Below are 22427 nucleotides of genomic sequence, written 5' to 3'. Positions count from 1 at the left end.
ATGAGCATCCGTTATGAATCAATTGAAAATTTACAAAAATTAATTAAAGAAAATAAAATTAAGCCTTCAGAAATCGTAAAAGATATATATGATGCAATTGAAGAAACTGATCCACAAATCAAATCTTTTTTAGCTTTAGACAAAGAAAATGCACTTAAAAAAGCTGAAGAGTTAGATCAAAAGCAAGCTGCAGGTGAAATTGAAGGTAAATTATTCGGTATTCCTATGGGAATTAAAGATAACATTATCACTGAAGGCTTAGAAACAACTTGTGCAAGTAAAATGTTAGAAGGCTTCGTGCCGATTTATGAATCCACTGTCATGAAAAAATTACATGCTGAAAACGGCGTGTTAATCGGTAAAGTCAATTTAGATGAGTTTGCGATGGGTGGTTCTACGGAAACTTCTTATTTCAAGAAGACTGTAAATCCATTTGATCATAAAGCTGTACCAGGTGGTTCTTCTGGTGGTTCTGCTGCTGCAGTTGCTGCTGGTTTAGTTCCATTTACTTTAGGAACAGATACAGGTGGTTCGATTCGTCAACCAGCTGCGTATTGTGGTGTCGTTGGGTTAAAACCAACATATGGACGTGTTTCTCGTTTTGGTTTAGTTGCTTTTGCATCTTCATTAGACCAAATTGGTCCTTTAACACGTAATGTAAAGGACAATGCCATCGTGTTAGAAGCGATTGTAGGTGAAGATGAACTTGACTCTACAAGCGCACCAAATGTATCAAATGACTTTACATCTGATATTGGTAAAGACATTTCTGGAATGAAAATTGCCTTGCCTAAAGAATACATTGGTGAGGGCGTAGACGAAGAAGTGAAGGCTTCTGTGCTTAAAGCAGTAGAAACTTTAAAATCATTAGGTGCGACAGTAGAAGAAGTGTTATTACCACGTACACCTTATGGCATCCCTTCATATTATGTTATTGCGTCAGCAGAGGCTTCTTCTAACTTAGCACGCTTTGACGGTATTCGTTACGGATATCATTCAAAAGATGCTTCTAATTTAGAGGAACTTTATAAAATGTCACGTAGCGAAGGTTTTGGTGAAGAAGTTAAACGTCGTATCTTCCTTGGAACATACGTATTAAGCTCTGGATATTATGATGCATACTATAAAAAGGCGCAAAAAGTGAGAACGTTAATTAAAAATGATTTTGAGAATGTTTTTGATAATTATGATGTAGTCATTGGACCAACAACGCCAACAGTTGCTTTTGATATAGGTTCTGAAATTGATGATCCATTAACTATGTATGCGAATGATTTACTTACAACGCCAGTTAACTTAGCAGGTTTACCAGGTATTTCTATACCTTGTGGTTTAGCTGAAAATAGTCGACCTATCGGCTTACAATTAATTGGTAAACCATTCGATGAAAAAACTTTATACCGTGTGGCATATCAATTTGAAACGCAATTTAATTTACATGATCATTATCATAAATTATAAGGAGTGGCAGTAAATGCATTTTGAAACCGTAATTGGACTTGAAGTCCATGTAGAACTGAAAACAGATTCAAAAATGTTTTCTAACGCACCTGTAGCATATGGCGCAGAGCCTAACACGAATACATCCGTCATTGACTTAGGTTATCCGGGTGTTTTACCTACTGTAAACCGTCGCGCGGTAGACTGGTCGATGCGTGCAGCAATGGCGTTAAATATGGAGATTGCGACAGAATCTAAATTTGACCGTAAAAACTATTTTTATCCAGATAATCCAAAAGCATATCAAATTTCTCAATTAGATCAACCGATTGGTGAGCATGGGTATATTGATATCGAAGTGAATGGAGAAACAAAACGCATCGGCATTACACGTCTTCATATGGAAGAAGATGCTGGAAAATCAACGCATAAAAATGGTTATTCGTTAGTCGACCTCAACCGCCAAGGGACACCATTAGTCGAAATCGTTTCAGAACCAGATATGCGTTCTCCTGAAGAAGCGTACGCTTACCTTGAAAAGCTACGTGCGATTATTCAATATACAGGTGTATCTGATGGCAAAATGGAAGAGGGTTCATTGCGTTGTGATGCCAATATCTCTTTACGTCCATATGGTCAAAAAGAATTTGGTACGAAAGCTGAGCTTAAAAACTTAAACTCATTTAACAACGTGAGAAAAGGTCTTGAATATGAAGTTAAACGTCAAGCTGAAGAGCTATTAAATGGTGGCCAAATTTTACAAGAAACGCGTCGTTTTGATGAATCAACTGGTAAAACAATTCTCATGCGTGTAAAAGAGGCATCTGATGATTACAGATACTTCCCAGAGCCGGATATTGTACCTTTATACATTGATGAAGCTTGGAAAGCACGTGTACGTGAAACGATTCCTGAACTTCCAGATGCACGTAAAGAAAAGTATGTTAAAGAATACGGCCTTCCAGAATATGATGCACACGTTTTAACGTTAACGAAAGAAATGTCAGATTTCTTTGAAGCGGCAGTGCGTGAAGGTGCAGATGTTAAAATGACATCAAACTGGTTAATGGGTGGCGTTAATGAGTACCTTAATAAAAATCAAATCGAGCTTCAAGATACAGGTTTAACGCCTGAGAACTTAGCAGGTATGATTAAGTTAATTGAAGATGGTACGATGAGTAGTAAAATTGCGAAAAAAGTCTTCCCTGAACTTGCGAAAAATGGTGGAGATGCAAAACAAATCATGAAAGATAAAGGTCTTGTTCAAATTTCTGATGAAGGTGCAGTACTTGAATTCGTTCGTCAAGCCATTGAACAAAATCCACAATCTGTTGAAGACTTTAAAAATGGTAAAGGTAAAGCGATGGGCTTCTTAGTTGGACAAATTATGAAATTGTCTAAAGGTCAAGCAAACCCACAACTTGCGAATAAGTTATTAAAAGAAGAACTAGACAAACTTTAATTGAAACCATGTACGCATAGGTACTTAATACAATGAAATAATGACTGTATACACCCTTCAAAGGATACAAAATGGGATCTTTTGAAGGGTATTTTTCGTTAATGTCGAGAACTCAAACTTGTTTAACATTGATGTATACAAAATTGGAAAGCGATAATAAAATAGTAATGTAAATAACTTTTAATAGAAGTGAAGTTGCTTTAATATAAATGATGAGTATACAAAAATTGAGGGATCCAAATGAGAAAACGTGCGAGAATTATTTATAATCCAACGTCTGGTAAGGAGTTGTTCAAGAAATCATTACCAGATGTATTAATTAAATTAGAACAAGCTGGTTATGAAACAAGTGCTTATGCGACACAAAAAGTTGGCGATGCGACAGAAGAAGCGGCCCGTGCTATTGATCGAAATTATGATTTACTCATTGTTGCTGGGGGAGATGGGACGCTTAACGAAGTGGTCAATGGTATAGCTGAAAAACCAAATCGACCTAAACTTGGACTCATTCCAATGGGGACAGTTAATGACTTTGGACGCGCACTCCATTTACCAAATGATATTTTTGAAGCTGTAGACGTCATTATTCAAGGTAAAACTGTTCAAGTAGATATTGGTAAAATGAATAGTCGTTACTTTATTAATTTAGCAGGTGGTGGGAAACCGACTGAAGTATCTTATGAGGCACCAAGTAAGCTCAAATCTATGATAGGTTCCTTTGCTTATTATGTAAAAGGGTTTGAAATGTTGCCTCAAATGCATGCAGTTGATGTTCGTATTGAACATGATGAACATGTGTTTGAAGGAGAAATTATGCTATTTCTCCTAGGTTTAACCAATTCAATGGCTGGTTTTGAAAAACTCGTACCGGATGCAAAACTAGACGATGGGAATTTCACTTTATTAATTGTCGAAAAGTGTAATCTTGCTGAAATGGGACATATTATGACATTAGCATCACGCGGTGAACATATTAATCATCCAAAGGTGCATTATTATAAAGCGCAATCTGTTAATATTTCATCATATAGTGATATGGCATTGAATGTAGATGGTGAGTATGGTGGACAATTACCGGCAAACTTTTTAAATTTAGTGCGTCACATCGAAGTATTCTCTCAAACAAAAAAAGAAAATGAATTACTAATAGATAAACCTAAACAATCTGAATAATAGGGAGTGGATCGACAATATGTGAGCAACAGTTGTTGATCTTCTCCCTTCAGTTTTGAAAACAAATTTTATAGTTAAGAAACGGGGAAAGTATGATGTCAGTGGTACATAAAAATCAAATGTTAGAAGGAGAAGTTGTCGATTTAACTCATGAAGGGCATGGTGTTGTTAAAATTGATGCTTATCCTATTTTTGTCCCACAAACGCTCGTTGGAGAACGTATCGATTACAAAATCATTAAAGTGAAAAAGAATTTCGCTATTGGAAAAGTCATCACAATAAAAAAGGAAAGTGATGCACGAATGGTGCCACCTTGCGACTATTATGATAAATGTGGTGGATGTCAACTTCAACACTTAAATTATGAGGCACAATTAGAAATGAAACGTAATCAAGTGGTGAATTTGTTTCATAGAAAAGGAAAATTGCCACATGTACCGATTCATCCTACAGTAGGTATGGATCATCCATGGTTTTATCGTAACAAGTCACAAATTCCTGTGGGTGGTGAGAAACAACAAGTTGAAATGGGCTATTATCGCCAACGCAGTCACCATATTATCAATATGGATCAGTGTTTGATACAATATCAAGCTCAAAATGGCATTATGCGCTTATTGAGAGACTTATTAAATCAATACAATATTGCACCTTATCAAGAAACAGTACATCAAGGTTTAGTAAGGCATGTCGTTATTCGTAAAGGATACCATAGCGATGAAATCATGGTGACCATTGTGATTAATGGAACCGAACTTCCACACACTCATGACATTGTCAATGCGTTAGTCGAAGCCTTCCCTCAAATTAAAAGCATTAAAATCAATATCAATAAAGAGAAGTCTAACGTCATCATGGGTGCTAAAAGCATAACGCTTTATGGTGAGGAAACGATTTCAGATTCATTAGGGGAATTGAATTTTAAAATAAATGACAAGTCTTTTTACCAAATTAATGTATTGCAAACTGAAAAGCTTTATAACATTGCGGTTAATTATGCAGGATTAACGGGAGCAGAGACGGTATTAGATGCATATTGTGGTATTGGTACGATCGCATTATCAATGGCAGACCGAGCTAAACACGTTTATGGTGTTGAAGTTGTTCCTGAGGCGATTGAGGATGCAAAACGCAATGCCCAATTAAATCATTTCAATAACACGACTTTTGTAGCAGGTCCAGCAGAAAAGGTTATTTTAGATTGGCAAAAACAGGGTATACGCCCTGATGTGGTTACAGTAGATCCGCCTCGAAAAGGGTGTGACAATACATTTATTGAAACACTGAATCAGTTAGAACCTGACAAAATCGTCTATGTATCTTGTAATCCAAGCACGCAACTTAGAGATATTCAACTTTTATTAAATAAGTATGATTTAATCGAAGTGACACCAGTAGACATGTTCCCTCATACAACACATGTTGAAACTGTCGCACTTTTAAAACGCAAAAAAAGTGATGAATAGGAGTTTTTTTGTATGACTAATAAGGAAGTTCGCATTGAAACGCGTGTAGGACAAATGACGGGGATAGAATTAAACGATGTTCAAAAATTTTTAGGTATTCGATATGCACATGCGCATAGATTTGCCCAACCAGAGCCATATTCATATCAAAATGGTACAATTCAGGCAACAGCGCATGCACCAATAGCATGGCAGTCACAATCGTTTTTTGAGTCATTTTATTTAGGGACTGATTATGAAAACCTCCCACAAACTGAATTTCCTCAATATCTATCGATTACACGCCCTAAAGTGCATCAAGAAAACTTACTTCCTGTCATGGTTTGGATACACGGAGGTTCCTTTGTAAATGGTAGCGGTGAAAATCCTGAATATGATCCAACACCACTCGTCAAACAAGAAGAAGTCATCGTAGTCAATTTAAGTTATCGTCTAGGTGTCTTAGGCTTTATGTATAATCAACACGGAGAATTAGCCAATTTAGGACTTTTAGATCAAATTGAAGGATTAAAATGGGTAAAAGCACATATTGAAGATTTTGGTGGAGATCCAAACAATATTACTATTTTTGGACAATCTGCAGGCGGAGAATCAGTTAGAGCATTACTGGTTGCCGATGGAACAGAGAATTTATTTCAAAGAGCAATTATACAAAGTGCCCCAATCGGATTAATGAAAGGGCGCCAGCACATGACGACAAAAATGTTAACAGCTTTAAAATCGTTAGCATACGATGCAGATTTAGATGAATTTAAATCGATGCAATCGTTTTTAACAAAACATAATCACGGTAAAGGCTTAACTAAGTTGATGCCCTTTGGTCCACACTACGGTGTATATCCTTTACCGAAAGAGGCAGATGTTCAGCGAATCATTGAACGACGTGCGAAACACATAGACTTACTCATCGGTCATACCTCAAGGGAAGTCAATGTCTTCATTTACATTAATGCATTTCAACGAAAATTGAGCGAAATACCTATAATAAAGTGGGGAGTAGCTTCATTTGTAAAACTTTTAACAAAAATGATTTATGCGCGCCCTTCTTATGCGTTTTATCGTCATTTTCTTAATCAACAAGGACGTGCATATTATTATCAATTTAATTGGTTAAAGCATGAACATTTCTTTGCAGCTGGCCATAGTTCTGAGCTTGCATTGTTATTTGATTCTGAACCTTATATGAAATCGCCACTTTTTGCTTTATTACCTAAAGAGAGAATAGAAAAAGCGGGCCAAATCATGAAAAAATTATGGGGTGATTTTGCACGTAATGGTAAAGTTGAAACATCACAACCTAAAGAAGTCATTACTTTTTTAAAGTAGGTTGATAATCTTTAAAATAGAGTTCTACAATATCTTTCATGATTCGGGTATACTATATGTAAGCCTAACAGTAAGAGGGTGTTACGATGTTTACGATTAATTTATTTGAAGATTCTAAAGTGCGTAAGCGATTGATACTGACACAATTTATCGTAGCATTGGTATTTATCGTCTTAAGTTATAAGTGGTCGATGGCGTTAACTGGTTTAGAGGAAAAAAACATTATCGCAAATCTCATTATTGGCATACTAGGATTATTAGTTCTTGTTGTGATTCAAGAGCTTATTCGTTACGTGTTATTACGAATGTTATATACGAAAGCAAGGCCTAAGTACAAGCTTACACCATCTTTTATATTAAGTTATTTACCAGATGTAAAGATGAATCGTAAGTCATTTAGTACAATTATGTTATTACCAAGTATGCTTGTAAGTATGATGCTGTTACTTGCATTTATTAATTTGCCTAATACGTATATTATATTTATTTTTTCATTTTACATGGGATATATCTTTTTATCTGTTTATCTTGTTATGCTCGTATTTAGTAACAAACAAGCACAGTCGATTGAACTGACAGAAGAAGGATTGGTCATTTGTTGTGATGAATCGAAAAACAAGGATTAAAATTGCTACGGCTCACTATCAATTGTAATGGATGTAATACGTTGACTTTAGGCTAAGACACACGTGTCTTGGCCTTTCTCTTTATTAAGAATGAGATCAAAGTAATCGTTAATGATATGAGTAGTGATATTTAATAAAATACGATTGGAGGTGGAACGATGGTCGAGAGAAGAATCATTCACATTGATATGGATTTCTTTTTCGCGCAAGTTGAAGTTCGAGACCAACCGCACCTTAGAGGTAAGCCTGTTATTGTCGGAGGTAAGGCAAGTGGGAGAGGTGTAGTTGCAACAGCATCTTATGAAGCGAGGAAATTTGGAGTGCACTCAGCAATGCCCATGGCACGTGCGCATCAACTTTGTCCTGATGGTTATTTTATTACACCGCGTTTTGAAATGTATAAAGCAGTTTCGAAAGAGATTATGTCAATATTTAAAAGTTATACTGAATTCGTTGAGCCATTATCTTTAGATGAAGCATACTTAGATATAACTGAGCTTGTACGACCAGATCTTTCCGCTTCTCAAATCGCTCAATTTATTCGGCGTGATATTTATGAACAAACTCAATTAACTGCGAGTGCAGGTGTCTCATACAACAAATTTCTAGCGAAGTTAGCGAGTGGTATGAATAAGCCTAACGGTCTCACTGTCATTACCTATGATAATGTGCATGACATTCTAATGGCTTTAGATATTGGAGATTTTCCAGGTGTAGGACGGGCTTCAAAAGAAAAGATGCATGCACACGGCATTTTTACAGGAAAAGATTTGTATCGTAAAAGTGAACGAGAATTGATTTATTTGTTTGGTAAAAGAGGGCATCATTTATACGAACGGGCAAGAGGTATCGATCATCGCGTTGTAAAATCCGAACGAATTCGAAAAAGTGTAGGTGCTGAACGTACATTTTCTATAGATACGAATGACGACGACCAAATTTTACGTAAAGTTGAAGAATTAAGCCGTATCATTGAAAGTCGACTGAGTCAGCTTAAGCAAGCTGGACGTACTGTGACGGTTAAAATAAAAACAAATGATTTTAAAAATGCATCAAAACAAAGAAGCTTATCAACACCACTTAGTGATGCAGAAACCATTTACCAAATTGCATACGATTTATATTATGAATTGAAAGCGCCTGAAATACCCATTCGATTAATTGGCGTGACTGTTGGTGGTTTAGAGGATGCTTTTTATCGAAATATGACCATTTATGACTTTTTATAAAACATCCTTATCCATTAAATTTTTACCGTAAATACGCAACACATTTTCCAAACTTGGATAATGTTGTAGTAACCGATACGTTATCATTGCACACGCTTTGGCATCATTAAGTGCATCATGATGACCATGAAAATCTAATTGAAAATAGTCCATCATATGTTTTAATCCATTCCGTTTTGATGGAACTGTTTTTCTTGAAAGTTGACACGAACAAAAATAAGTTAAATCAGGTGTTTCGAACTGATGCGCCTTTAAACTCGCATGCAATACGGACATATCAAATGCAGCATTGTGGGCGACTACAGGTAATTGATCTATAAATTGCAACATATAAGGATAAACGTATTTAAAGTCTGGCGCAGATAAAACGTCTTCAGGTTGAATACCATGAACGTCAATATTTTTAGGTGAGAAATAATCATTCGGATTGACTAGTGTATAAAACGTCTCTGTAAGTTCATGATTAACGACTTTAACCATTCCGACTGAGCACACGCTTGTTCGTTTATAATTTGCTGTTTCAAAGTCTAAAGCCACAAAACTATCTTGTATCATCATCGCCACCTCGTTTCAATGTGTGAAATAAGCATATCTTATCATAACAATAAAAAAAGCGCCATCGAGAGATTTCGAGGCGCTCACTTTACTGAATGCTATTCTGTTTCATTAAAAGAACGGCTTGCAAGTTCTTTTTCGTAAAGGTATAACGTATTACAATCATCACCGATACGTTTTAAGTAGTCAATATGTCTTTCAAACATTGATTCTTCTTCAACTTGCTCATCTAAGAACCAGTTTAAGAATGAAATCGTAGCATAATCTTTTTTCTCGTTTGCGATTTCAGATAGATTATAAAAACGACGTGTTACATTTTGTTCTTGTTTTAAGCCGTCTTCAAATGTTTCTAAAATAGAATTAAATTCGACTTTAGGTGCATCTAAAGATGAAAAGATAGCTTGTTCACCACGGTCGTTAATATAATCATAAATTTTCTTACCATGAAAACGTTCTTCTTTAGCTTGTTGAATAAAGAAATTTGCAAACCCTTCGTATGCATTATGGTCACAATACGCAGCCATAGCCATATAGGCATGAGCGGCAAAATATTCGTGGTTCATCTGGTCATTCAAAGCTTCTAATAATTGTTTATCTAGCATAATATCCCTCCAAAGATGTCATCCTTCAAGTCCATTGTACCCAATGGCATTAAATATGCAAAGAATAATATCTGGATTATGCTTTTGATTTTGAATTAATGGTGAGCATGGTATAATATGCTAAGTGAAAATTGAAGGAGAATTGGTATGAGACAATGGACTGCGATTCAAATGGCCAAGTTAGCACGTAAAGCGAGTCGTGCGATTGGTAAAAAAGGGACAGACTTACCAGGTCAAGTTGCCCGAAAAATAGACCAAAATATATTACGAAAATTAGCTGGAAAAGTGGATGAAGTAGTTTTTGTAAGTGGTACCAATGGTAAAACGACGACATCTAACTTGATTGGACATACACTTAAAGTGAATCAAATTCCAATCATTCATAATAATGAAGGTGCCAATATGGCAGCAGGCATTACTTCTGCGTTTATCGTACAATCAAAAGCTAATACTAAAATGGCTATCATTGAAATAGATGAAGGCTCTATTCCACGTGTACTGAAAGAAATGACGCCAACGAAGATGGTATTTACGAACTTCTTTCGCGATCAGATGGACCGTTTTGGAGAAATAGATATTATGGTAAATAATATTATCTCTGCCATTGAAAATAAAGGTATTGCTTTAATTTTAAATACAGATGATCCATTTGTGAGTCGCTTAAAAAAAGCAAGTAATGATGTAACGTATTATGGTATGGCAAAAGAGGCTTACCCGTTCGAACAATCTACGATGAATGAAAGTCGTTATTGTCCGAACTGTGGTAAAAAGTTAAATTATGAATATATTCATTACAACCAACTAGGGCATTATACGTGTCAATGTGGTTTTAATCGCGTGGCGCCTAAATATGAAGTGTCGCATTTTGAAATCAATCCATTTTTGACAATGCATATTAATAATGAAACTTTCAATATGAAAATTGCTGGTGATTTTAATGCTTATAATGCACTTGGAGCTTATGCGGTTTTAAGAGAATTAGGTTTAAATGATGCCTCTATCCGTAAAGGATTTGAATCCTATACATCTGATAACGGACGCATGCAATATTTTGAACGAGGATCCAAAAAAGCGTTAATCAATTTAGCTAAAAACCCTGCTGGTATGAATGCTTCAATTTCGATGGGTGAAAAATTACAAGAACGTAAAGTTTATGTGATGAGTCTGAATGATTTTGCTGCTGATGGACGTGATACGTCATGGATTTATGATGCAGATTTTGAAAAATTAGCCACTCAAGATATTGAAACAATTATTGTGACAGGGTCAAGAGCCGAAGAATTGCAACTACGTTTGAAACTGGCTGAAATTGACGTGCCTATTATTTTAGAAAAAGATATTTATAAAGCTACTGCACGCTCTATGGATTTCGAAGGCTTTACTGTAGCAATTCCTAACTATACGTCTCTCACACCGATGTTAGATCAACTCGTACGTTCTTTCAAGGAGGCGAAATAAATGCATGAATTAACGGTTTTTCATTTTATGCCAGATAAACTCAATTTATATAGTGATATCGGGAATATTATGGCTCTGAAATACAGGGCGAAACAGCGCAATATTAAATTAAATGTTGTAGATATTAATGAAACTGATAATATTGATCTTTCTAAAGCTGATATATTCTTTATAGGGGGCGGCAGTGACCGTGAGCAATCTTTAGCAACGAAAGAATTAGCCAAAATTAAAACGCAATTGAAAAGCGCTATTGAAGATGGATTGCCAGGTTTAACAATTTGTGGAGGCTATCAATTTTTAGGTGAAAAATATACTACGCCAGACGGGGAAGTTTTAGAAGGTTTAAATATTCTTGACTTTTATACGGAATCTCAAACCGAGCGTTTGACCGGTGATGTTGTTATTGAAAGTGACACATTCGGTACGATTGTAGGTTTTGAAAATCATGGAGGCCGTACGTATCACAAATTTGATACGTTAGGGCATGTCACTTATGGTTATGGCAACAATGCTACGGACCAAAAAGAGGGGATTCATTATAAAAATTTATTAGGTACCTATTTACATGGACCTGTATTGCCTAAAAATCATGAGATGACCGATTATTTATTAGAAGCTGCTGCGAAACGAAAAGGGATCCCTTTTGAACCTAAACACATTGATAACACAGCAGAAGAACAAGCTAAACAAGTGTTGATTGATCGTGCGCGAAAAAATCAACAAAAGACTTAAATCTTATTATTCGATATATGTTGTTATTCACACGCATGTATGAGATAGAGCTATCCAAGATGTTTAATATCTCTATGTAAAAACAACCCTCAAAATTCAGTCAAAGTGAATTTTGAGGGTTGTTTAAATTTAACTTTTTAAAACGTAACAATAAAATACGATAAATTAATAAGATTTCATAGATTGTGTGACTTTTCACTTGATTGATATCGAATTCGTTTAACCCTTTGACAGAATTTTTAAGCGTGGTCGCTGCTTTACGTTCAGGTTCGAATGTTCCTTTAATGCTAATTTGACTAATTTTATTTGTGATTGCAATAATTGCTTTCTTTTCAGCATCGTTAAATAAAATAAGATCATCTTCAGGTAGATAAATAATATTTGATAGATGTGTAATTAAAAGGCGGTTTTCATGTGCACGGTTCGTAAGTTTTCTAATTCTGAGCCATTCATCGGAACGATTATTAGATTTGTGATATTTTAATTCATCGCGTTGAAAGCCTAACAATTCTTCAACACGTGCATTGTTAATATGTAATTTTTCAACAGCTTTATCACTTTTATCAGAATGATACTGTCCAATAAGTAATTCTTTCATCCGTTGGGTAAATAGTGAATAAATTTGAGATTCTGTTTGATCAATCAATGCATCGATTTGTGTGTAATATTTTGGTGGTAATACAATGAAATTCACTAATCCTGCGGTACCTAATCCAATAAATGCAGTAATGAGGCGTGAGACAAAGTTAAACACATAATCTTCATGAATATCTGGAATCATCGCAAGCGCAGTTAAAGTTGCGACAGTAATCCCAACATGTAAATTAAATTGAATACAAAAAAGTATGGTTAATGTTGCGGTGATCCCATACGCTAGTGCAGAGTCATCGCCAAAAATATAGGTACAAACTACAGCAATAAAAGCCCCCATAACCGTAGCGGGTAGCCGTTTGTATCCTTTTGTGATGGATGCTTTTACAGTCGGCTCAATAGTAACGACAGCAGATAATATAGCGAATATAGGATTTAGATTCAGCCATAAACAAAACAAAGCAGTTAAAAATGTAGCAAGTCCTGTTTTAATGGTTCTAGCGCCGATGACGCTTTTTATGCGTGTACCGTTCCCGTTCATCTTATATGCTCCTGTATATATGTTAAATTTAGTATAACAAATTTTTCACAAAGCGAAACGGGGAATTATGTCTTTTATTCTAAAAGCGTGATATCTTATGAGAATTAAAAACGCCTTCCTTATAAGTGTAAATACCAATGTACTATTGTGATCACAATTATGCTCCATAAACATATGATGATGATGCCCATTAACCAGTTTTTGCGTAACTGTTGCTGAGTTAGATATGTCGCTTCAACTTGATGCCGTTTTATAATGTCATTAGGAATGAACATTAAAGAAAGCCAAATTCCAAATGGAACGATTAACACATCATCTAAATAGCCAAGTATTGGAATAAAATCCGGTATTAAATAAATAGGACTTAATGCATAGGCTATAGTTAATAAAGCGATCATTTTAGCTAAGAGTGGTGTTTCCTCATCTTTATAACACAAATAAACTACAGTTAATTGTCTTTTTAGCGTCTTTATGAATGTTTTTAACTGGATCAAGCCATCACCTCTCTCATGTATTATAAAATAGTTTACATGAATTCAATTTGAATTATCAGATAAATGCTTGGCTTAGAGAAGGATGTTTAAAATTTAATAGTAAGACAATGGCAATTTAGAAAAATAATGATATAGTAAAGTAAATAAGAAATTAAAAAGGAACGGGATTCAAATGATTGTAAAAACAGAAGAAGAACTTCAAGCTTTAAAAGAAATCGGTGCAATATGTGCCAAAATCAGAGATACAATGGTCGAAGCAACAGTACCTGGTATTACAACGAAAGAATTAGATAACATTGCTAAAGAAATGTTTGAAGCTGAAGGCGCACTTTCCGCACCTATTCATGACGAAAATTTTCCGGGTCAAACATGTATTAGTGTTAATGAAGAAGTCGCTCACGGCATACCGGGTAAGCGTGTGATTAAAGAAGGAGATTTAGTGAATATTGATGTCTCTGCATTAAAAAATGGCTATTATGCAGATACCGGCATTTCTTTTGTAGTAGGTGACACAGAGGAGCCAATGAAACTAAAAGTTTGTGAAGCGGCGCAAGAGGCATTTGATGCTGCGATGACTAAAATAAAACCAGGATCCAAATTAAGTCAGATTGGTAAAGCTGTACATGCGACAGCGCGTAAAAATAATTTGAAAGTGATTAAAAATCTAACAGGTCATGGTGTAGGTTTATCATTACATGAAGCGCCTGCGCATATTATGAATTATTATGAACCGCAAGATAAAACATTATTAAAAGAGGGCATGGTATTAGCCGTAGAACCTTTTATTTCTTCTAATGCGTCATATGTGACAGAAGGTAAAAATGAATGGGCTTTTGAAACTAAAGATAAAAGTTATGTCGCTCAGGTTGAACATACAGTGATTGTAACCAAAGACGGTCCATTATTAACTACACAATCCTTAAAAGGATAATCTTCGGACTTAAGTCCTAATGAAAGATGGTTCCATAGCCTATTATAAAGGCTGTGGAACCATTTTATAATAGAGTCGTTATAAGAGGTGATTCTATTATGAAACAACTTAAACGTTATATCGAACGGGTATTAAGAACAATGTACAGCCATCAACTAAGTGCATGTCTCGTGGCATTGAAAGGAAAAATGCATGATATTGATGCAACTATACGCTACTTGCAGCACAAGAAAACACAATTACAGTTGTTAATTGACAGACAGACTATCGCATTAGAAAATAAATATATCGATTTGTTAGATGAACAACATGTGCAATGCCCTGAAAAAATTAACGGTAGAGAAATTACAAAAATGAAACGTGATTTAAATGAAATTGAATATGAGTATGCACATTTAGAGCGATTATTAAATCAATTAAACAACGAACGGAACTATACACAACAAGAGTGTGATTTATTATTAACTTTAAGATTGGCATACTAGAAAGGTGGAAATATGACACAAAAATATATTTCGACTGAGCTTTTAATCATTTTTACAGCGCTAATGATTATAGCCAATTTTTATTATATATTTTTTGAGAAAATTGGTTTTTTATTTGTTTTGTTATTAGGAAGCATCTTAATGTATGTAGGATATATTTATTTTCACAAAGTGCGTGGGCTATTATGCTTTTGGATAGGCGCATTAATGGTGTTATTCACACTCTTGTCTAATAAATATACGCTTGTGATATTATTTATTTTTATGATTATCGTAGCGATTCGTTATATTATTTATAAGCGTAAACCATTAAAGGTGATGTCATCTGAAGATATTGAAACATCCCCAGCTTTTATTAAACAGAAATGGTTTGGCGAACAAAAAACGCCAGTTTATGTTTACAAATGGGAAGATGTCCAAATTCAACATGGAATGGGTGACATTTATATTGATATGACCAAAGCAGCGAACTTAAAAGCTCAAAATACTATCGTCGTACGTCATATAGTGGGGAAAGTGCAAGTCGTTGTGCCACTCAACTATAATGTAAAGCTTAATGTATCCGCATTTTATGGAAATGTTCATTTCGAAGACCAACGACTTAGACTTGAAAATAACAATATAAAATTGGAGTCAGCTCAAAAATCAGACCGTTACACTGTGAATGTTTTCGTTTCAACATTTATAGGTGATGTTGAGGTGATTGGTCGATGAATCAATACGTACGATCGATAGGTTCAATGCTTATATTAGTGTATAGCTTATTTACAGCTTTCTTCTTTATAGACAATGTATTTACGAATATTATTTTCTTTCAAGGTATGTTTTATACACAAATTTTTGGTATACCTGTGTTTCTGTTTTTAAATCTTATTACCATATTTTTGTGTATTATTGTTGGAAGTGTACTTGCATATAAAAATAATCAACAAAATGATTGGCTTAAAGTTCAAATTGAACGTGCGATTGAAGGGGAAACCGTTGGTGTAAATGATCAACAAATTGAAATTTACCAAGAAACATTAGAGCTTTACGAAGCACTCGTGCCACTGAATCAAGAGTTACATCGCATGCGTATTAAAACGCAAAATTTAACGAATGAATCGTATAATATCAATGATTCAAAAGTACAAAAAATTATCGAGGATGAACGTCATCGACTTGCTAGAGAACTTCATGACAGTGTGTCACAACAATTATTTGCGGCAAGTATGATGCTTTCTGCAATTAAAGAAACGCCTCTAGAACCCCCATTAAATCAACAAATTCCGACGCTTGAAAAAATGGTGCAAGATTCACAATTAGAAATGCGCGCGCTGTTATTACATTTAAGACCGATAGGCTTGAAAGATAAATCATTAGGTGAAGGTATTCAATCTTTAGTGACGGATTTACAACGTAAAGTTCCATTGAAAGTAGTTCAAGATATCGGTGAGTTTGATGTACCTAAGGGAATGGAAGACCATTTATTTAGAATTACACAAGAAGCGATTTCTAATACACTCCGTCATTCAAAAGGGACTGAAGTGACGGTGGAATTGTTACAACGAGAAGATTACATATTGCTACGCATTCAAGATGATGGTATCGGATTTAATGTTGATGATAAGATGGAACAAAGTTATGGATTGAAAAATATGCGTGAACGTGCAATGGAAATTGGCGCGACATTTCATATCGTATCATTACCGGATTCAGGTACTCGAATTGAAGTGAAAGCACCATTAGATAAGGAGGGACATAATGACAATTAAAGTATTATTTGTAGATGATCATGAAATGGTTAGAATTGGAATTTCGAGTTATCTTTCTACACAACCAGACATTGAAGTAGTAGGTGAAGGGGCGTCAGGTAAAGAGGCAATCTCAAAAGCACATGAACTGAAACCGGATTTAATTTTAATGGATTTAGTGATGACAGATATGGATGGGGTTGAGGCTACGACACAAATTAAAAAAGAGTTACCACGTATCAAAGTGGTGATGCTTACAAGTTACATTGAGGATAAAGAAGTTTATCGCGCTTTAGATGCCGGTGTCGACAGCTATATTTTAAAAACAACAAGTGCAAAAGATATTGCCGAAGCTATTCGTAAAACATTCCAAGGTGAATCTGTTTTTGAAGCAGAAGTATTAGTGAAAATGCGAAATCGTATGCGACAAAGAGCTGAACTTTACGAATTGTTAACGGAACGTGAAATGGAAATTTTATTGCTGATTTCCAAAGGGTATTCGAATCAAGAAATTGCGAGCGCTTCACATATTACGATTAAGACTGTAAAAACTCATGTGAGTAATATTTTAAGTAAATTGGAAGTTCAGGACCGTACTCAGGCTGTGATATATGCCTTTCAACATGGGTTAATAGAATAATTAGAAGCGGTGATAGGTATGGCAAATGCCGTACCTATCACCGCCTCTTTTTAATTTTATATTAATTATTTACAATGTTCATAGCCATTATGAACGAGTTCTAATTCGCCTGTGTGTGGTTCAATTACTAAGCCGTGCACGGGCACTTTACGATCAAATAATGGGTGACCATAAATCATTTGAATATTTTGACGCACGTTTTCATAAACGTCATCAAAACCTTTTAAAAAGTGTGATACGTCAATCCCTGAATGGCGTAAAATGTCAAACACTTGTTGATTCACACCTCGTGATTTCATCGTATCAATAACATCATCAACGTTAAGATTTCCCATTCCACAATCTTTATGACCCATAATAATGATTTCTTCAGCACCTAAGGCATAGATGCCTACAATGAGACTACGCATTGTAGAGCCATAAGGATGAGAAATAGTTGCGCCGGCATTTTTTACTACTTTTAAATCACCGTTATTAAATCCTAAAGCTTTCGTAGATAAGTCTTGTAGTCTTGTATCCATACATGTGAGCAAAACGGCTTTTTTAGAAGGTTGTTTACTTGTTTCATACGCTTCATACTCTTTATTATCTACAAAAGATTTATTAAATTCTAAAATACTATCTAACAAAGTCATTTACGTGCGCCTCCATCAGCAAGTCAAATTTTAAATTATTTCTTTGTTTTTATATGGTGTGAACGACCTTCATTCTTACGTTCTACTGTCTCTGGTGATTCATATTGGTTATGATTTTGATAATCAACTTGGTGTTTTGGGTTCTTGGCGTGATGGTGTGATTCAGATTCATCTCCCATATTGTTATATGCATCAGCTAAATCCTCTTCACCACGTGCATCCATTTCATCATACGTGATTTCCTCAGGTGTCTTACCTTTAGCGACTTTTCTATGATGGAAAATGGCATTGACCTCTGCACCTAAAATCAATATAAAGCCAGTGATGTATAACCATAGCATTAAAACAATGACACCACCGATACTACCATATGTTTTAGAATAATTACCAAAATTTGAAACATAGAAACCAAATGCAAGTGTACCTAAAATCCAAATCACGGTTGCAAATAACGCACCAGGTAATACAGATTTCATTTTAATTTTTACATTAGGTGCCATTGTATACAATAAAGTAAATACAATAAAGATTGCAATAACCGGTAACACTGTACGTAAGACACTAAATACCCATTTTACAGCTTCATCCAATCCTAAAGGTCCAAATAAAAAGTTTCCAATTTGTTGACCAAACGTAAATAACACTAATGTAATCGGCATCGTAATACCAATAAGTAAAGTGAAGAAAACGGCCATTGCTTTTGATACGAAAAAGTTACGGCTATCTTCTACATCATAGGCTACATTAAATGAATTCATCAAAGCAGTCATACCATTCGATGCTGTCCACAATGCAAGAATCAAACCGAATGATAAGATACCGCCATTTGCATTACTCATGACGTCCGTTAGTATATTTGTAATAATGGATGAGGCTTGCGCAGGTGTATTGGACTCAATTTGACTGATAATTGATTTTTGATTGATGTTAAATAATGGTATTAACGATAAGATAAAAATCAGCATAGGGAATAGTGACAACATAAAATAATATGCCAGCTGTGCCGCAAGTCCCGAAGCATCATCTTTACCTATTCGATAAAGTAAATAGGTGAAAAAGTTTGGGCGATCGGTATATTTTGCTGGTTTATTAATACGCGAAACAAAAAAAGTTTGATTGTCTTTTTTAGCTTCTTTAGATTGGAAAGGTTGTGGTTTTACGAAGTTATGTTCTTCATGGATATCTCCTTTCGCATCTCCTTGACGGTCTGGATTTGGTCCATGTTCTTTTTGATTGTTTTCATCATTTTGGAATTTTTGTTTTGCTTTATCAATGATTCCTGAAGAATGTTTTTTGTTATCTGACATAATGTGACTCCCCTATAAAGTAGTATAAAAAAAGCAATCTCAAGGGGGGAGGCATGAATGACAACTCCCCACGAAATTGCTTAGATTGTTTCATATCAAATACTGATATTAGTCCTTATCGGTTGTTTTTACGTTTTTGGAAAGTTTCTTTCGCGTCACGTAAAGAACGTTCTAATTCTGGGTTATTACGACGAATTTCTTCGATTGTATTTTTCCAGTATTTGAATTCATCTGTTAATTGAGATACTTTCGAACCTTTACCAGTCGATTGACCAGATTTAATATTTTGTACTTGTGATTTTACTGATGAACGCGTATTTTTGTCGATAAGTGCAATCGCACCTCCAACAACCGCGCCAATTAATACACCAGGAATTAATTTGTTTTGCATAATAGTGTTACCCCTTCCTAATATCTTCTAAAATATAATCGATTAAGTTGTCACATGATGATTGTATCATGTCAAAGACACCTTCGAAATTATTTGTATAATATGGATCCGGTACATCGGATGCGTCCATATCACTAAAATCAAGCAACTTAAATAATTTACCTTTAAGTTGAGGATTGATTTGTCTTATATTATCCACATTACTTTGATCCATTGCAATAATATAATCGAAATCATCGTTGTCAGTGAATAATTCACTAATCATATTATCAAAAGGAATATGATGTTGCGTCAAAATGTTTTGCGTTCCTTCGTGAGGCGGTTGCCCTAAATTCCAATGGCCTGTTCCTCTAGAGTAAACGTCTATGTCTGTAATGTGTCGTTCTTTGAGACGTTGACGCATAATGGCCTCTGCCATAGGTGAACGACATATGTTACCGAGACATACAAATGCGACTGTTGTCATGTTGTTCCCTCCATGTCTTAGTTTATATGCCCATTTTATCCCTTTTTTAAACAACTCTAAAGTAAATTTGACAAAAATTTTTCAAAAATTGTAGGACTTTGCTAAAATGATAGAAGTGAAAGGATGAAATATATGTCAAATAATATTGAAACGATGATTATAGATATTAGAGAACAATTAAATTTAGTAAATCCAGGATTAATCGATCCTGAGAATTTTAGTGAAACACATTATGAAGAGATTGAAGAAATTCACGACTTTGTCATGTCTAAAAAAGATTTTACCCCTAGTGAAATGAATGGAATTACAGAAGCCTTAGGTGCATTACGTCAGCCAAAATAGAAAAGGGGAGATAAATTTGAATTTAAATGAAAAATTAAAACGATATGCCAAATTATTAGTTACTGTAGGATTAAACGTTCAAAAAGGACAACCAGTGTTTATCCGTTCGACAGTGGATGCTGTTGAATTCACTCGAATGATTGTTAAAGAGGCATATCTTTTAGGTGCTTCTGATGTACGAGTACAATATGCAGACCCTATATTAACGCGACTTTCCTATGAACATGAAGATGTTACTTTTTTTAACCAAGAAGTTAAAGCTTATGATGTAGATGTTCGCATGGATTATGTTCAGCGCGGTGCATGCTCATTAGCACTCATTACGGAAGATCCTGATTTACTCAATGGTATAGATTCAGAAAAATTAAAAGCAGCTCAAATTCAAAAAAGTAAAGCGTTTAAGCCCTATATGGTGGCGTCACAAAAAAATGAATTTCCATGGCTTGTCGCATGTTATCCATCAAAAGCTTGGGCTAAGCGCGTATATCCAGATTTAGACGCGGATGAAGCATTTGATCGATTTTTAGATGATATCCTTGAAATCGTAAGGGTAGACGGTAATGATCCTGTTGAAAACTGGAAACAACATACCGCTTTATTGAAAGAAAAAGCAGATATGTTAAATGCCAAAGCATTTACTGCCTTACATTATAAATCTAAAGGTACAGACTTAGTGATAGGCTTACCGAAAGGACATATTTGGGAAGATGCGACAAGCTATACACAAAAGGGCCAAGCTTTCGTCGCTAATATTCCAACTGAAGAAGTATTTACTGCTCCAGATGCAATGCATGTCAACGGTTATGTATCTAATACACTTCCTTTAAGTTATAATGGCACGATTATTGACGGTTTTAAATTAACGTTTAAAGAAGGGAAAGTCGTGGATTTTACTGCTGAAAAAGGGGAAGCAGTTTTACAATCATTACTGGATACAGATGAAGGAGCAAAACGTTTAGGGGAAGTGGCACTTGTCCCGCACGACTCTCCAATTTCTAATAGAAATACAATTTTTTACAATACGTTATTTGACGAAAATGCTTCATGCCATGTCGCTTTAGGATCTGCGTATGCCTTTAATTTAAAAGGTGGTACTGAAATTACAGAAGATGAATTAAAAGCGCACGGTTTAAATAATTCACTGACACATGTTGATTTTATGATTGGAAGTAAAGATTTAGATATTTATGGTGTCACAGAACAAGGTGAAGAAGTTCCAATTTTTAAAAATGGTAATTGGGCTGTGGAATAGAGGAGTGTAAAAATGCAAGTAAATCAAAAAGCGATGAAAGATTCTAAAGTGTATAAATCACGTCAAGTGTTTCCTCAAGATACTAATCATTTAGGAACTTTGTTTGGTGGCACGATGATGGCAAATATTGATGAAGTTGCCGCAATATGTGCATGTAAACATGCTAATACGCAAGTTGTAACGGCTTCAACGGATTCCGTTGACTTTATTCGGCCAATTAAAACTGGGGATATCGTGAATTACGTCGCTATGGTGACCTATTCTGGAACATCGTCTATGGAAGTTTGTGTACAGATATTTATAGAAGATGTATATAATAATGAAGAACATTTAGCAGCACTAAGCTTTTTAACTTTTGTCGCACTGGACGAAAACGGCAAACCTACTCAAGTGCCAGAAGTTTATCCAGAATCAGAAACAGAAAAATGGTTCCATGAAACTGCACATACGCGTGTAGCACGACGTAAAGAGCGTCGACATGAAAGTAAAGACACATTGTCATTTTTAGAAAACATTAAAACACAATCATAAAAATTAAAACGCTATAGAA

25 protein-coding genes are annotated in these 22427 nt (G+C 35.1%); 17 read left to right on the top strand and 8 right to left on the bottom strand.

All coding sequences use genetic code 11. The features are described from left to right. The 7 genes from gatA (at position 1) to dinB (ending at position 8722) form a co-directional block, all read left to right on the top strand. A complete protein-coding gene (gene gatA, locus GJE18_RS07925; RefSeq protein WP_165886129.1) occupies positions 1 to 1461 on the top strand; it encodes an Asp-tRNA(Asn)/Glu-tRNA(Gln) amidotransferase subunit GatA in 1461 nt (486 codons plus the stop codon). Positions 1462 to 1474: 13 nt separating this feature from the next. Next, positions 1475 to 2902 carry an Asp-tRNA(Asn)/Glu-tRNA(Gln) amidotransferase subunit GatB gene (gatB, locus tag GJE18_RS07920; RefSeq protein ID WP_039644777.1) on the top strand — a complete coding sequence of 476 codons (1428 nt, stop codon included), beginning with the start codon at positions 1475 to 1477 and terminating at the stop codon, positions 2900 to 2902. 240 nt (positions 2903 to 3142) lie between these two features. Next, positions 3143 to 4075, top strand: a complete 933-nt coding sequence (locus GJE18_RS07915; protein WP_060551440.1) for a diacylglycerol kinase — start codon at positions 3143 to 3145, stop codon at positions 4073 to 4075. A 95-nt stretch (positions 4076 to 4170) separates the two neighbouring features. Further along, positions 4171 to 5541 carry a 23S rRNA (uracil(1939)-C(5))-methyltransferase RlmD gene (gene rlmD, locus GJE18_RS07910; RefSeq protein WP_085622395.1) on the top strand — a complete coding sequence of 457 codons (1371 nt, stop codon included), beginning with the start codon at positions 4171 to 4173 and terminating at the stop codon, positions 5539 to 5541. 12 nt (positions 5542 to 5553) lie between these two features. Further along, on the top strand, positions 5554 to 6867 hold the full coding sequence (locus tag GJE18_RS07905) for a carboxylesterase family protein (protein WP_060551438.1): 1314 nt from the start codon (positions 5554 to 5556) through the stop codon (positions 6865 to 6867). A gap of 86 nt (positions 6868 to 6953) precedes the next feature. Continuing rightward, positions 6954 to 7493 carry a metalloprotease family protein gene (locus GJE18_RS07900; RefSeq protein ID WP_107368434.1) on the top strand — a complete coding sequence of 180 codons (540 nt, stop codon included), beginning with the start codon at positions 6954 to 6956 and terminating at the stop codon, positions 7491 to 7493. A gap of 158 nt (positions 7494 to 7651) precedes the next feature. After that, positions 7652 to 8722 (top strand): DNA polymerase IV, encoded by a 1071-nt coding sequence (gene dinB, locus GJE18_RS07895; RefSeq protein WP_060551436.1) that lies wholly within the window; start codon positions 7652 to 7654, stop codon positions 8720 to 8722. Here dinB and GJE18_RS07890 read toward each other — a convergent pair. Both GJE18_RS07890 and ftnA read right to left on the bottom strand, forming a co-directional pair. Next, positions 8717 to 9277: a 3'-5' exonuclease gene (locus GJE18_RS07890; protein WP_060551435.1), complete on the bottom strand. Its 561-nt coding sequence runs from the start codon at positions 9275 to 9277 to the stop codon at positions 8717 to 8719. The genes dinB and GJE18_RS07890 overlap by 6 nt on opposite strands. Before the next feature lie 98 nt (positions 9278 to 9375). Next, on the bottom strand, positions 9376 to 9879 hold the full coding sequence (ftnA, locus tag GJE18_RS07885; protein WP_037566941.1) for an H-type ferritin FtnA: 504 nt from the start codon (positions 9877 to 9879) through the stop codon (positions 9376 to 9378). Positions 9880 to 10026: 147 nt separating this feature from the next. Here ftnA and murT point away from each other — a divergent pair, with 147 nt between their 5' ends. After that, positions 10027 to 11337 carry a lipid II isoglutaminyl synthase subunit MurT gene (murT, locus tag GJE18_RS07880; protein ID WP_060551434.1) on the top strand — a complete coding sequence of 437 codons (1311 nt, stop codon included), beginning with the start codon at positions 10027 to 10029 and terminating at the stop codon, positions 11335 to 11337. Next, positions 11338 to 12069: a lipid II isoglutaminyl synthase subunit GatD gene (gene gatD / locus GJE18_RS07875; RefSeq protein ID WP_060551433.1), complete on the top strand. Its 732-nt coding sequence runs from the start codon at positions 11338 to 11340 to the stop codon at positions 12067 to 12069. Between the two features lie 100 nt (positions 12070 to 12169). Here the strand turns inward: gatD and GJE18_RS07870 are convergent, their stop codons facing one another. Together GJE18_RS07870 and GJE18_RS07865 are read right to left on the bottom strand one after the other, a co-directional pair. Continuing rightward, on the bottom strand, positions 12170 to 13201 hold the full coding sequence (locus GJE18_RS07870; RefSeq protein ID WP_060551432.1) for an FUSC family protein: 1032 nt from the start codon (positions 13199 to 13201) through the stop codon (positions 12170 to 12172). A gap of 119 nt (positions 13202 to 13320) precedes the next feature. Then, positions 13321 to 13695 (bottom strand): YkvA family protein, encoded by a 375-nt coding sequence (locus GJE18_RS07865; protein ID WP_168429127.1) that lies wholly within the window; start codon positions 13693 to 13695, stop codon positions 13321 to 13323. A 172-nt stretch (positions 13696 to 13867) separates the two neighbouring features. Here GJE18_RS07865 and map point away from each other — a divergent pair, with 172 nt between their 5' ends. From map to vraR, 5 genes are all read left to right on the top strand, one after another. Then, entirely contained in the window at positions 13868 to 14626 is a 759-nt protein-coding gene (gene map, locus GJE18_RS07860) for a type I methionyl aminopeptidase (RefSeq protein WP_103345099.1), read from the top strand. Between the two features lie 98 nt (positions 14627 to 14724). Further along, positions 14725 to 15111: a hypothetical protein gene (locus GJE18_RS07855; RefSeq protein ID WP_103345098.1), complete on the top strand. Its 387-nt coding sequence runs from the start codon at positions 14725 to 14727 to the stop codon at positions 15109 to 15111. Between the two features lie 12 nt (positions 15112 to 15123). Then, complete coding sequence (gene vraT / locus GJE18_RS07850) at positions 15124 to 15825, top strand: cell wall-active antibiotics response protein VraT (RefSeq protein WP_060551429.1); 702 nt, start codon at positions 15124 to 15126, stop codon at positions 15823 to 15825. Further along, positions 15822 to 16865, top strand: a complete 1044-nt coding sequence (gene vraS, locus GJE18_RS07845; protein WP_037566929.1) for a sensor histidine kinase VraS — start codon at positions 15822 to 15824, stop codon at positions 16863 to 16865. Before vraT ends, vraS begins: the two co-directional genes overlap by 4 nt. Continuing rightward, a complete protein-coding gene (vraR, locus tag GJE18_RS07840; RefSeq protein ID WP_037566926.1) occupies positions 16855 to 17484 on the top strand; it encodes a response regulator transcription factor VraR in 630 nt (209 codons plus the stop codon). The genes vraS and vraR overlap by 11 nt, the downstream gene beginning before the upstream one ends. A gap of 65 nt (positions 17485 to 17549) precedes the next feature. Here the strand turns inward: vraR and GJE18_RS07835 are convergent, their stop codons facing one another. From GJE18_RS07835 to GJE18_RS07820, 4 genes are all read right to left on the bottom strand, one after another. Further along, a complete protein-coding gene (locus tag GJE18_RS07835) occupies positions 17550 to 18119 on the bottom strand; it encodes a beta-class carbonic anhydrase (protein ID WP_037566924.1) in 570 nt (189 codons plus the stop codon). 35 nt (positions 18120 to 18154) lie between these two features. Continuing rightward, on the bottom strand, positions 18155 to 19426 hold the full coding sequence (locus tag GJE18_RS07830; protein WP_060551427.1) for a YihY/virulence factor BrkB family protein: 1272 nt from the start codon (positions 19424 to 19426) through the stop codon (positions 18155 to 18157). Positions 19427 to 19541: 115 nt separating this feature from the next. Then, positions 19542 to 19817: a hypothetical protein gene (locus GJE18_RS07825; RefSeq protein ID WP_037566921.1), complete on the bottom strand. Its 276-nt coding sequence runs from the start codon at positions 19815 to 19817 to the stop codon at positions 19542 to 19544. A 7-nt stretch (positions 19818 to 19824) separates the two neighbouring features. Next, positions 19825 to 20283 carry a low molecular weight protein-tyrosine-phosphatase gene (locus tag GJE18_RS07820; protein WP_060551426.1) on the bottom strand — a complete coding sequence of 153 codons (459 nt, stop codon included), beginning with the start codon at positions 20281 to 20283 and terminating at the stop codon, positions 19825 to 19827. 132 nt (positions 20284 to 20415) lie between these two features. On the opposite strand from GJE18_RS07820, the gene GJE18_RS07815 reads away from it, so the two are divergent. From GJE18_RS07815 to GJE18_RS07805, 3 genes are read left to right on the top strand one after another with little or no spacing between them, the layout of a single operon-like run. Beyond that, entirely contained in the window at positions 20416 to 20625 is a 210-nt protein-coding gene (locus GJE18_RS07815) for a DUF1128 domain-containing protein (protein WP_060551425.1), read from the top strand. Positions 20626 to 20641: 16 nt separating this feature from the next. Continuing rightward, entirely contained in the window at positions 20642 to 21877 is a 1236-nt protein-coding gene (locus GJE18_RS07810) for an aminopeptidase (protein ID WP_107368432.1), read from the top strand. Between the two features lie 12 nt (positions 21878 to 21889). Next, entirely contained in the window at positions 21890 to 22408 is a 519-nt protein-coding gene (locus GJE18_RS07805; protein ID WP_060551423.1) for an acyl-CoA thioesterase, read from the top strand. The last annotated feature ends 19 nt before the right edge of the window (positions 22409 to 22427 follow it).

This window comes from Staphylococcus agnetis (assembly GCF_011466855.1).
Taxonomy (GTDB): Bacteria; Bacillota; Bacilli; order Staphylococcales; family Staphylococcaceae; genus Staphylococcus; species Staphylococcus agnetis.
The sequence above is the reverse complement of the archived record's forward strand: the minus strand, read 5'-3'. Positions and strand labels throughout refer to the sequence as shown.